This is a genomic window from Vibrio sp. OPT46 (assembly GCF_015163535.1).
In the GTDB taxonomy this organism is placed as follows: Bacteria; Pseudomonadota; Gammaproteobacteria; order Enterobacterales; family Vibrionaceae; genus Vibrio; species Vibrio alginolyticus.
In genome coordinates, this window is sequence record NZ_JADDYG010000898.1 from 50,403 (window position 1) to 62,243 (window position 11,841).

General features: G+C 42.6%; 10 protein-coding genes, 1 pseudogene and 1 riboswitch. Of the genes and pseudogenes, 7 read left to right on the plus strand and 4 right to left on the minus strand.

The window, feature by feature from the left end; all coding sequences use genetic code 11:
• Positions 1-191 precede the first annotated feature (191 nt).
• Positions 192-292, plus strand: a riboswitch (cyclic di-GMP riboswitch).
• A 98-nt stretch (positions 293-390) separates the two neighbouring features.
• Complete coding sequence (gbpA, locus tag IQR33_RS31670) at positions 391-1,854, plus strand: N-acetylglucosamine-binding protein GbpA (RefSeq protein ID WP_017634444.1); 1,464 nt, start codon at positions 391-393, stop codon at positions 1,852-1,854.
• A gap of 52 nt (positions 1,855-1,906) precedes the next feature.
• Here the strand turns inward: gbpA and IQR33_RS31675 are convergent, their stop codons facing one another.
• Complete coding sequence (locus IQR33_RS31675) at positions 1,907-2,779, minus strand: patatin-like phospholipase family protein (RefSeq protein WP_017634445.1); 873 nt, start codon at positions 2,777-2,779, stop codon at positions 1,907-1,909.
• Positions 2,780-2,969: 190 nt separating this feature from the next.
• Positions 2,970-3,611: a MarC family protein gene (locus IQR33_RS31680; protein ID WP_005374889.1), complete on the minus strand. Its 642-nt coding sequence runs from the start codon at positions 3,609-3,611 to the stop codon at positions 2,970-2,972.
• A gap of 195 nt (positions 3,612-3,806) precedes the next feature.
• On the opposite strand from IQR33_RS31680, the gene nfsA reads away from it, so the two are divergent.
• From nfsA to IQR33_RS31700, 4 genes are all read left to right on the plus strand, one after another.
• Entirely contained in the window at positions 3,807-4,529 is a 723-nt protein-coding gene (gene nfsA / locus IQR33_RS31685; protein ID WP_017634446.1) for an oxygen-insensitive NADPH nitroreductase, read from the plus strand.
• A gap of 418 nt (positions 4,530-4,947) precedes the next feature.
• On the plus strand, positions 4,948-6,069 hold the full coding sequence (locus IQR33_RS31690) for a polysaccharide export protein (protein WP_017634447.1): 1,122 nt from the start codon (positions 4,948-4,950) through the stop codon (positions 6,067-6,069).
• Positions 6,070-6,138: 69 nt separating this feature from the next.
• On the plus strand, positions 6,139-6,579 hold the full coding sequence (locus IQR33_RS31695) for a low molecular weight protein-tyrosine-phosphatase (protein WP_053303899.1): 441 nt from the start codon (positions 6,139-6,141) through the stop codon (positions 6,577-6,579).
• 29 nt (positions 6,580-6,608) lie between these two features.
• Entirely contained in the window at positions 6,609-8,768 is a 2,160-nt protein-coding gene (locus tag IQR33_RS31700; protein WP_017634449.1) for a polysaccharide biosynthesis tyrosine autokinase, read from the plus strand.
• A gap of 65 nt (positions 8,769-8,833) precedes the next feature.
• Here the strand turns inward: IQR33_RS31700 and IQR33_RS31705 are convergent, their stop codons facing one another.
• Both IQR33_RS31705 and IQR33_RS31710 read right to left on the minus strand, forming a co-directional pair.
• Complete coding sequence (locus tag IQR33_RS31705) at positions 8,834-9,205, minus strand: hypothetical protein (protein WP_017634450.1); 372 nt, start codon at positions 9,203-9,205, stop codon at positions 8,834-8,836.
• Positions 9,206-9,212: 7 nt separating this feature from the next.
• Positions 9,213-9,521: a monooxygenase gene (locus IQR33_RS31710; protein WP_005374871.1), complete on the minus strand. Its 309-nt coding sequence runs from the start codon at positions 9,519-9,521 to the stop codon at positions 9,213-9,215.
• Between the two features lie 109 nt (positions 9,522-9,630).
• Here IQR33_RS31710 and IQR33_RS31715 point away from each other — a divergent pair, with 109 nt between their 5' ends.
• Both IQR33_RS31715 and IQR33_RS31720 read left to right on the plus strand, forming a co-directional pair.
• On the plus strand, positions 9,631-10,521 hold the full coding sequence (locus tag IQR33_RS31715) for a LysR family transcriptional regulator (protein WP_017634451.1): 891 nt from the start codon (positions 9,631-9,633) through the stop codon (positions 10,519-10,521).
• A gap of 280 nt (positions 10,522-10,801) precedes the next feature.
• A pseudogene (locus IQR33_RS31720) lies at positions 10,802-11,841 on the plus strand (DUF1835 domain-containing protein); the annotation flags it as partial.

Sequence of the window (11,841 nt, forward strand, 5' to 3'; positions counted from 1 at the left end):
ACAAACCTCCACTCATTCGTCATGGTTATAAAAAAGATAAAAACAAAATTAAAATCAATATCTTGCAAAACGATACTGCATAATATTGACGAGGTTAAGATATCATTATCTTTCAATTTGAGAACAGGATTCCATGTCAGTGACGTTTACTTTTCCACATGTAAATTCTTAAGCTAAATTTTGGCTGCTCAATCACATTTCGGCAAACCATTCGAAAGGGTGGGACGCAAAGCTTCCGGTCTGTCAGCATTTAAAAATCTAAAAGAATGCTCATGATAGCGGGGTTACCATGACTCAGTGTTACAGAAGTCCAATTTCTGTAGCGTTGCTTTATGCTCAGCATGCGCCGGGGTGTGACATTAGTTTGTCAGTCATAACAGAGGACATGTGATGAAATCATTTCCAACCAAATCCGTACTCGCGTTAGCACTTGCAAGCATTAGCTCAGGTGCTGCGGCTCACGGTTATGTATCAGAAACCAATGGTGGTGTCGCTGCAAGTCGCTCGGCACTATGTAAGTATCCATCGCCAGATACTAACGAAAAAAATAATAACTGCGGTGCGATTCAATATGAACCGCAAAGCGTTGAAGGCCCTGATGGCTTTCCCGAAACAGGGCCTCGCGATGGTAAAATAGCGAGTGCCGAAACCGCTTTAGCAGCTGCCCTTGATGAGCAAACTGCCGACCGTTGGGTAAAACGCCCTATTCAAGCAGGTACACAAACTTTTGAATGGACATTTACCGCTAACCACGTGACGCGCGACTGGAAATATTACATCACCAAGCCTGATTGGAACCCAAACGCTTCACTATCACGAGACTCTTTTGATCTAACTCCTTTCTGTGTCGTCGACGGCAATATGGTTCAACCCCCGAAACAGGTAAGCCATCAATGTAATGTGCCTACTCGCGAGGGATACCATGTCATCCTGGCAGTATGGGATGTTGGCGACACTGCAGCCTCATTTTATAACGTGATCGATGTGAAATTTGATGGTGGCAGTCCCGTTATTCCAGATTGGAAGCAAGGCGGTCAAATTATTCCTACAATGGATTTAAATATTGGGGATTCGGTTTATACACGCGTATTTGATCAAGCAGGTGAAAACGTGGCGTATAGAACTGAACTAGAAATTACCGATGCAGCAATGGGCCAAGCGAAAAACTGGTCTTACGCACTCGCGACTAAGCTAAACCAAGAACAAGCAAAACTGCAAGCCGGGCAGTATGCAGAGGATAAATTCACTCCTGTTTATGGTACTAATCCGGTGTATCTGCAAGCAAATAGCGGCCTTGAGCGAGTAGAGATCGGCTATAACATTGAAACTCCTGTTCCAGAATACTCACTCACAGTAGATGGCTTAGCAGACGAGTATATCATTGAGTCAACACCGACAACGTTGGATCTGACACTAACTGCTGAAGGCGATTTAAATGCAGAACTCACCGTTTACAATCACCATCGCGAACCACTTGCAAGTTGGGCAAACGAAATGAAAGACGGCTCGGTAGAGGCGATATCGCTCGCTTTAAGTAAATCGGAGCCGGGTCACCATATGCTCGTAACACGTATTAAGGATAAAGATGGCAACTTGGTGGATCAGCAAACACTCGACTTTCACTTAAAAGAAGAGTCAGTTACCCCACCACCATCTGATGAGTACGATTTTGTCTTCCCTGAAGGACTATCTAGCTACACGGCGGGCACAAAAGTGCTTGCCAGCGACGGGGGCATTTATCAATGTAAACCTTTCCCATACTCTGGTTACTGTATGCAGTGGAAAGAAAGCGCAAACCATTACGAGCCTGGAATAGGTTCACACTGGGAGATGGCTTGGGATAAAGTCAACTAAATCACCCTTTGAACGTTATGCAAAAGAGTCTCACTATGAGGCTCTTTTATAATCAAACGCAAAAATGACAATTTTCCCGGTCTAAACCATGAACACCAGATAAACTAGTGAGATGCGCTCGCCCCTCAATCAGTCCCATTTCATACCCTTCTAGTAAAACGGATTGTCGCATTGATAAGCGCTGAACATGAAAATTATCTGGTGGGGCAATTACCCTAACATGTGTTCCTGGTGGAGGGTTACGAATAAACTCTAATGATTGATTATAGTTATCTGCACGTCTTAACATCGCATCCGCCATTTTGGGGTGCTCCGCAAACAGTTTCTTCATCAGCCATGTGGTCTTAACTGGCTTTTTGGCATAATTCAGCGGGTGAGAGAGTACTACGGTTATGTCGCGAGCCCCTCGACGATAAGCTTCACGCACTGGGATAGAATCAGCGACCCCACCATCGGTATAACAACCACCAGAAAAACAAGGGGTATGCTTGTAGGCAATCGGTAATGCTGTTGTCGCTTCAATCGCATGGTGAAAATTATCACGTGTCACGCGATAGTAATCTGCCTGCCCTGTATCTACATTTGTTGTCGCTGCGAGAAAAGGAACGCCATTAAACAGTTTATTTTCATCGACGGGATACAAGCGATTAGATTCTTCAAACAACCACTTCACATCGATGAGGTCCCCACCTTTAACGAAGCGAGTCGGGTCAAAAAAGCGTTTGCTTGTGGCCAGCTTAGTAATGACGTTAATACTGCGATGCGGGTAGTCGGTCAAATACCCAATCAAATTTGATGCACCAGCAGATACACCGATTGCAAAATCAAACGGTTTATAACTCTGCTCTAAAAACGCATCTAACACTCCGCTTGCGAAGACGCCTCGCATCGCGCCACCTTCTACTACAATTGCTTTTGTTGCCATATTTCCCCCATTCTCCTTGCCAAAAGAGTAATGAAATTCGTGCAATCACAACAATTGAATATTCTTATTATTGAAATAGGTGAAGTCTATTTATTTCTCTCTTAGAAAATGAAAACTAAAGTTCAAAAAATCCGTACCCGTTAGAAATGTAATTGCGGGCTTAACCAAGGTGGCAAGGTCTAAGAGAAATCTAGGAGAAAACCGTTTTATAGGCTTCGCCCGCGCCATCAATAAACATTTGAGTACCAATAACCGCTAGAATTAAGCCCATCATTTTAGTCACAACATTTAGAGCACTTGGTCCAACCGCTTTGACCAATTTGTCTCCAAACAAAAACAGTACATAGGTGATCACACAAAGGACAGCGAAAGAAACGATAGTAATAATGGTTTGATCGAAACCACCCGCTGTCGCAAAGTTCATCGCGGTAGCAATCGTTCCGGGCCCAGCTAATATTGGCATCGCCAATGGAGACACTGCAATACTCAATGCCGCCCGTTGCTGAGCTGGTGAATACGCCTTCTCTTTGGTTTTCTGATGCGTCGAATCACCTTGAAGCATGTTAAAACCTATCAAAAACACCAAAATACCGCCTGTTATTCGCAATGCATAAAGCGTGATACCAAACAAATCAAAAATTAACTTACCGGCAATAGAAAATATCGCGATGATAATAAATGCAATAAAGACTGAGCGGAGCGCAATGGAACGGATGGTTTCTTTATCTTCATCAGCAGTTAAACTCAAAAAGATGGGGATATTGGCGATAGGGTTCATGATGGCAAAGAAGCCCATAAACACCGTAACTGTATGAACAATGAGTTCTTTCATATTTTCCACTGCATTTAAATTATTGATTCTAAAAACAGTATATACGCTCTCAAACAGAAAGAGTGGTGTATTCTCGATTCGCCTTCACACTTATGCGCCAAGCATTGTTTTTCTTTTGAGATAGTTTACCGACTCATCAAATGTCGCTAAGGTGAGTCTTCAGCCTTTACACGTAACAGGGGATGTTAAGTCACCATGAACAGCACGATTCAAACAATTCTCAATCACCGCTCAATTCGAAAATTCACCTCACAACCGATTGAGAGCGAACAATTAGATGCCATTCTTCAAGCCGGCCTTGCGGCGTCCTCATCAAGCATGTTGCAAGTCGTTTCAATTATCCGCGTGACCGACAAAGAAAAACGTACACTATTAGCTCAATATGCCGGAAATCAAGGGTACGTTGAAAGCGCGGCTGAGTTTTTGGTGTTTTGTATTGATTACCAGCGCCATGCCAGTATCAACCCAGATATTCAAGCTGATTTTACCGAGTTAACACTAATAGGCGCTGTAGACTCGGGGATCATGGCACAAAATTGCTTGCTTGCGGCGGAGTCGATGGGACTAGGAGGCGTGTATATTGGTGGTTTACGAAACAATGCCCCAAAAGTAGACGAATTATTAGGTTTACCTAAAAATACCGCCATTTTATTTGGTATGTGTCTTGGTCATCCAGATCAAGCCCCTGAAGTAAAACCTCGCCTACCTAAGCATGTCGTGGTGCATGAAAATCAGTATCAAGACCTAAGCTTGGATGATATTCAGACGTATGACCAAACTATGCAAAACTACTATGCAAACCGTTCGAGCAATCAAAAACAGAGTACTTGGTCACAAGAAGTCACCAGTAAACTGGCTGGCGAATCACGTCCGCACATCCTTCCGTATTTGAATGGGAAGGGGTTAGCGAAGAAGTGACCATGTCGAAAGACAACAAAACAAAAAAGAGACATGAGTCACATTTTTAATAATCCTATTTAATACAACGAGATAATTAGTCGGTAGACTTTCTTGGTTGTATTTTAGAAAGAAAACACTACATATAGAGCTAATAAACAAAATTTGAGCTAATTGAACAAGTTTTTTATCCGCAATATGAAATCTTGTAAGTGAAAACATAAAAATACGATATTTATTTGGACACTTGCTGCATTACTGTCTATTGCTCTAACCATTGAAATTCATTAGAGTTCATGCCTCCAGATGCAATCAATCCCTTATTGAGCACTTTATAAATAGAAGAAGGTGGTGCTTATAAGGTTATGTTGTGAAGTCTTTTCTGGAAAAGAATGTTGCTACCAGCAACTCGCTCTTTACGTCAGATGAATGAAAAAACATGAATTTCAAACATAAAAAGCTAGCTAGTTTAGTGCTTTCCTCAGTACTTCTTTCTGGATGTACTGTACCCGGTAGTCACCTTTCCACAGATGGAAAAAACTTCGTCGAAGACAGCAATGTTAGTCGCACTTCTGATTTCAATGTTTTTCCACTTACACTTGATAAAGTATCTCAACTTAAAATTTTGGGGATAGAAGCCAAATCCAACCCTGAACTAGATCGCCAACTTAGCTCTTATGAGTATGAGGTTGGCCCTGGAGATATACTAAACATTACTATTTGGGATCACCCAGAACTAACTATTCCTGCTGGTTCTTATCGCAGCTCTGCTGAAGCGGGGAACTGGGTACATGCTGATGGCACTATCTTCTATCCATATATAGGTATTGTTGAAGTTGCGGGTAAAAACGTTCGTCAAATTCGTGCTGATATTTCTCGCCGATTAGCAAAGTACATAGAAAGTCCTCAAGTGGATGTCAGCGTAGCAGCTTTTCGTTCGAAAAAATCCTACATTACTGGTGAAGTAAGTAATCCTGGACAACAACCAATCACCAACATCCCACTCACCTTGTTAGATGCAATTAACCGTGCAGGTGGATTAGCCGAAAACGCCGACTGGAAAAATGTAACACTGACAAGAAACGGCATAGTTGAAAACATATCTCTTTATGCGCTGATGCAAGAAGGCGACCTCACTGAAAATAGGCTACTTCAACCAGGTGATATCATCCATGTGCCAAGAAATGATTCACAAAAGGTTTTCGTTATGGGTGAAGTTAACGATCCTAAACTACTGAAAATAGATCGCGCTGGCATGAGCCTTACGGAAGCTCTGAGCAACGTTGGCGGTATTAATCAGATATCAGCGGATGCGACAGGTGTATTCGTAATTAGGAGGTCACAAGACGCAGGTTCACTGGGCGACATATATCAACTTGATGTCTCCGATGCGGCAGCGCTCGTTATTGGTACTGAATTTGCTCTGAAACCGTATGACATCGTTTATGTCACTGCGGCGCCTATCAGTCGTTGGAATCGCGTTATTGCACAACTAGTACCTACCATCTCAGGCTTCAATGAACTTACAGAAGGCGTCCTTCGAGTCAGGACTTGGCCATAGAAAAAGCATTCTGAAGGGCTTGTTTGAACATAAACAAGTCATTCAAACGTTGTCTATAAGGAGCAAAACATGTTTTCGAACATTCTTGTCGTGTGTGTAGGTAATATTTGTCGCTCTCCCACAGGAGAGCGGTTACTACAGCAACTACTCCCAGATAAACAGATTTCTTCGGCGGGTATTGCCGTAGAAAAAAGTCGCCTAACCGGAAAGCCAGCAGATGAAACCGCCAGACTTGTCGCGTCAGAACGTGGTATCTACCTGCTAGACCACAAAGCGCAGCAGCTAACCGCTAAGTTGTGCGCAAAACAAGACCTAATATTGGTGATGGAACAAGGTCATATCGATGCTTTGACGGAGCTGGTACCAGAGGCTAGAGGTAAAACAATGTTATTTGGTCACTGGATAGGTTCCGTGGATATTCCAGATCCATACAGACAGAGTAGAGAAGCCTTTGAGCATGCATTATCTCTGATTGAAAATGCTGCTCATGCATGGGCAAAAAAAATATAAATTCAGATCACTTGGCGAAATAAAAAATAATGGCTAACCAAACAATACAACCATCTGCTCTTGCTGATGATGAGATCGACCTAGGCAAGCTCTTCGGCATATTGATAGACGCGAAATGGTTTATCATCAGTATTACACTCTTTTTTGCAACATTAGGTATCGCGGTCGCGTTGCTATCAACTCCGATTTACAAAGCCGACGCGTTAATACAAATCGAAAAGAAAAGTTCAGGTGGTATTTCGGCGATGGTCGGTGACATGGGAGAACTCTTTTCTGCCGAATCATCTGCAACTACAGAGATTGAAATAATTAAATCGAGAATGATTCTTGGCGATACCGTTGATAAGTTTAACTTAACAACCATTGCCACTCCTGATTACTTACCTTTTGTTGGTAAAGGTCTAGCACGAATCAACGGTACTCAAAACTACATTTCTTTGACCACGTTTGAAGTACCTCGAACGGCTAAAGGATTATCTCATCAACTGATTGCTACAGACATCGAGAAAGGTCAATTCAGCTTGATGCTTGAAGACCAAATGGTACTTTCTGGTTCAGTTGGTCAACTAATTGAGATGAATGGCTATCGTGTAAAAGTGAACCAGCTCAATGCTCAAAATGAAGATACTTTTACAATAAGTAAAATAAGCAAGTTAGATGCTATCCACAAGTTAGCCTCACAACTTTCTATTTCAGAGAGAGGTAGCCAAACAGGTATTGTATCTCTAAGTATTGAAGGTGAATACCCAGACCACAATCAGCTTGTTTTAAATGATGTTGTTCAAAACTATTTTTTGCAGAATGTTAGAAGAAACTCAGCTGAAGCTGAGCAGAGCCTCAACTTCCTTAAAGGTCATTTACCCGAGATTAAGGACAAGCTAACTATTTCAGAAGATACATTGAACAGTTTTAGACAAGAAAACGAATCTATCGATTTAAATCTCGAAGCACAATCTACTCTAAAAGTGATGGTGGCACTTGAAGCCCAACTTAATGAGCTAACATTTAAAGAAAGTGAAATCAGTCAAAAATTCACCCAAGACCACCCAGCTTATAAATCGCTGTTAGACAAACGTCAGACATTACTACAAGAGAAAGAGCGTCTTAACAAACAAGTTCAAAAACTGCCAAAAACACAGCGCGAAGTCTTGCGTATGACTCGTGATGTCGAAGTAAACCAGCAAATCTACATCCAACTTTTGAATAAAGTTCAAGAGCTAAATATCATAAAAGCTGGCACCGTAGGTAATGTGCGTATTATTGACAACGCACAATCTTACGCAATTCCTATTAAACCGAAAAAACCTTTGATTGTAGTTTTGGCTACTCTTCTAGGAGGCATGGTAGCTGTCGCATTTGTTCTGGTAAAAACCGCGTTTCATCGTGGAGTGACTTCTCCTGATGAAATTGAGCAAACTGGAATATCTGTATATGCAAGTGTTCCAAAATCAGCACAACAATTGGAAGTTGCGAACAAGCTAAAACGTAAAAACAACAAAGACTTACTTCTTTTAGCAAATGCCAATCCAGCAGATCTATCAATTGAAGCACTACGTGGACTTCGAACCAGCTTACACTTCGCAATGTTGGAAGCCAAAAACAATGTCTTAATGATTTCAGGCCCAGCGCCTTCCATAGGTAAGACGTTCGTATCAACTAACTTTGCTGCAGTTGCGGCTAAAACGGGTCAAAAAGTCCTTTTGGTGGATGCTGACATGCGAAAAGGTTATTTACAGCAATGTTTTGGCCTCACAGCAGAGCAAGGGTTATCTGACTTACTAAGTGGAAAAATTGATCGAGCAACCGCAATCAAGCCAAGTCAAGTTGAAAACTTGGATGTGGTTACTCGTGGTCAAGTACCACCAAATCCGTCAGAACTTCTTATGCACCCTCGCTTCAAGAGCTTTGTTGACGAGATGTCTGCACAATACGATCTAGTCATCATCGATACGCCGCCTGTACTCGCAGTTACCGACCCAAGCATTGTTGGCGCGCTTGCAGGAACAACTCTGATGGTCGCTCGTTTTGATCAAACGACTTTGAAGGAGATTGAAGTCGCGCAAGGTCGCTTCGAGCAATCAGGCGTTGAAGTTAAAGGTGTGATTCTCAATGCAGTTGAGAAAAAAGCATCTAACTCATACGGCTATGGATACGGCTACTATAACTACGCGTACAAAAGCGAATCATAACTTGAATTTAGATCGCTAATTAAACCAAATATGACAAAGCCCTGCTAGAAACAGCAGGGCTTTTTCTATTGCACTCTTAATTGCTTGTACGTAATCAAACTAAGCAAGACAAAGAATATTGGGTCACTCCAACCAAAACCGACAAATACTCCGATAATGCCGGCATAGGTAGTAATCACTGCCCCTAAGCCATTAGTAATCAATAATGCTTTAAACAGCTGTTTCGCAGTATGCCCTGATTCCACATTACGTAACATCAAACTCACCGCTGCGATTCCACCTAAAAAGATCGAAGTATGCTGCGATAAAAACAGCGCGTACTGGTCGTTAATTTGTACTCCATACATCGGCCACATTATGGTTGGTACAAAAAACAACGCAAAAGCGAATACCGTATATACGACACCATGAACGGTTAGAAAAGTGCGGTTGGTCATCATCTCCTTATCCTCTAATAGGCCCTTGATTGAGCGTCGTTAACGGCACATTGATATCGAAAATTTGACCTCGTACTTCGACTACGCCCATTTTTCGTAAGCGTGCGGCATGCATTTCGAGATAAGCTTGCGCCGTGGCTTCATCTTCAAAAAGATAGATACCACCACCGAGTTTGTCTTTTTCGCTTTCCGTCCAGATTTTCCAAATCATGCCCGGCTCTTGGTTAATCGACTTAGCTAAGTCGACCAGAGCATTCGACATCTCGTCACCAAACGGACCATGAAATTCAAAATCAACTTGCAATAATTTCGCCATCTTGAGTCTCCTCTTCTTATTGACTCGTTTTCGATGACAAGATTATTACCTTTATAAAACTGACAGAAAAGTTCATAATTTCGCCATTAACTGTCTAAAAAATTGACTCATGAGACTAAAAACGACCTTAGAACAATGGCAAACGCTACAAGCGATTAATCAAGAAGGCAGCATTCAATCCGCAGCTTTACTGCTCAACAAGAGCCATACCACATTGATCTACTCGGTGAGGAAGTTAGAAGACCAACTTGGTATTCAACTTATCGAAGTACGAGGGCGCAAAGCGGGTTTGACAGAGCACGGCAAAACCATACTGCGTCGTGCACAATCCATGCTTGAACAAGCGCGGGAACTAGAAGTCATCAGCGAGCAGTTAAAAAGTGGGGTGGAATCTCAAATCACGGTCGCAGTAGATCATCTTTGTGACCCTTGTTGGCTTTATGCACCACTCAGTCAATTTTTGGAGGACAACAACACGACCTCCGTTCAAGTGGTTGAAACGTCACTGAGCAAAACAACCGAAATGGTCGTAAATGAGCTCGCTGACATCGCAATCATCAACTTACCGATAACCAACTACCCTGCCGAAGCATTTGGCGTAACAACCATGCTGCCTGTAATCGCAGCACACCATCCACTCGCTAAAAAGCCGCATGTTTCCATCGACGATTTTGCAACCACCAGCCAAATTGTCATCCGTGACTTAGGTGATTCAGACAAAACGAAAAGAGATGTGGGTTGGTTACGCGCACGTCAGCGTATTACCGTCGATAACTTCGACCACGCTTTTCACGCCGTAGAGCAAGGCGTTGGGTTTTGTCGGCTACCAGCGCACTTAGTCTCAGCCCGAAAGAGCGATAAAATTAACGTATTGGAGCTCGAACACTCCCATCAATATCAAGTTGCGCTGCACCTCACTTTGCCCAAAGGAGCCAAAAGTGGTCCTGCGACTCAAGCGCTTTATCGTATTTTACTCAAAAGTGTAGAAACTCGAGTCTAGCAACAGTGGTATTGAGTTGAATCGCTAGTGTTATCGCCTATTGATTCTCCCTAAACATAGAGAAACGGCCATTTTGTGACGCTACACTCTCACAAAAGGTTGCACGAAGGATAGCGACCACCTACTATCACTCTGCTCATGCCTAAAGCACCCAATACTCGCGGAAAGAACTCGGTTCACGGCAATATCCTCACCTGCTTGGTTTAGCAGGCACAATCTGTTTTTACCTTCTTTTTAGCTTCTATTTAGGCGAGTGTGGAAGAAATAAGAAAGGTGAAATATGAACTCTACAAATAGCTTCTCGATCAATATCAATCAGCAAAAATCCATTGCTAAAAAAAGGCTCAAAGCTATCCGCCTATACGATGACGCCACGTTGGAGTTAGTTAAGCGATTTCACTCCAAACCAGAATCTTTGGCTCCCAATACAATTCAATTGGCTGACGTTCAACATGCACTCGCAAGAGAACTGGGCTTATCCAGTTGGAGTAAACTAAAAGCTCATGTCGAAGAGCTAGAAGCGCACAAACTAGCCATCAAAGAACAAAAACCGCCCCTAGATGCAAAAGTAAAAACGCTACACGTTCGTTGTGGCCACGACATTCAACAACAACTTAAAGCCAGCGGATTTGAAGGGACATTTTTAGCCCTGATCGATCCGCTTTGTATTGGCCCCATACCAGCAACACCGCAGAACTTCCTTGCCATTCGTGCCCAATATGTCGTAGAGACTCTGCTGCCCGTGATGAAGCGTGAAGACTCGGTTCAAGATATAGTCACATTGGAACAATCAAACCTCGATCTGTTGCAAAGTGATGTATTTGAACGAATCGTCTTTTGGGTCGAACATGACAGTTATGATCAATTGATGCTAATTCGTGCTCTAACACAGTTAGAGAATGTAGAGAATAAAGTGATAGAGATCATTGAGTTGAACCAGTTCCCGGGCACTGAACGATTCATCGGCTTTGGGCAGTTGCCTGAAGAAGCTATTCGTTCTTGTTGGCGATACCGTAAACCTGTGACAGCAAAATTATTCAGTCAGGCTAAACGGTGTTGACACGCTATTACATCACCGACACCTATTTCCATAGTTAATTTGATTCAGCAGCATAACCTGGATTGCTTGCCCAATATATTCAACGTGCTTAAACGCCATTTGCAAGAGTTACCTAATTCACAAACTGGATTGAGCTTGACACAACACCTCGCACTAAAGGTTTTGAGCTCGCAAAATCGTTCAATTCCCATCAAAGATTGGTTTGAGCAATATCAACAACTAGAACCTCTTCCTTACCTAGGAGACGTGATGTTTTACGC

What these genes read in the sequence shown, in the direction of transcription:
- gbpA (WP_017634444.1), top strand. Translation starts at nt 391, where the DNA reads ATGAAATCATTTCCAACCAAATCCGTACTCGCGTTAGCACTTGCAAGC.
- IQR33_RS31675 (WP_017634445.1), bottom strand. Translation starts at nt 2,779, where the DNA reads ATGGCAACAAAAGCAATTGTAGTAGAAGGTGGCGCGATGCGAGGCGTC.
- IQR33_RS31680 (WP_005374889.1), bottom strand. Translation starts at nt 3,611, where the DNA reads ATGAAAGAACTCATTGTTCATACAGTTACGGTGTTTATGGGCTTCTTT.
- nfsA (WP_017634446.1), top strand. Translation starts at nt 3,807, where the DNA reads ATGAACAGCACGATTCAAACAATTCTCAATCACCGCTCAATTCGAAAA.
- IQR33_RS31690 (WP_017634447.1), top strand. Translation starts at nt 4,948, where the DNA reads ATGAATTTCAAACATAAAAAGCTAGCTAGTTTAGTGCTTTCCTCAGTA.
- IQR33_RS31695 (WP_053303899.1), top strand. Translation starts at nt 6,139, where the DNA reads ATGTTTTCGAACATTCTTGTCGTGTGTGTAGGTAATATTTGTCGCTCT.
- IQR33_RS31700 (WP_017634449.1), top strand. Translation starts at nt 6,609, where the DNA reads ATGGCTAACCAAACAATACAACCATCTGCTCTTGCTGATGATGAGATC.
- IQR33_RS31705 (WP_017634450.1), bottom strand. Translation starts at nt 9,205, where the DNA reads ATGACCAACCGCACTTTTCTAACCGTTCATGGTGTCGTATATACGGTA.
- IQR33_RS31710 (WP_005374871.1), bottom strand. Translation starts at nt 9,521, where the DNA reads ATGGCGAAATTATTGCAAGTTGATTTTGAATTTCATGGTCCGTTTGGT.
- IQR33_RS31715 (WP_017634451.1), top strand. Translation starts at nt 9,631, where the DNA reads ATGAGACTAAAAACGACCTTAGAACAATGGCAAACGCTACAAGCGATT.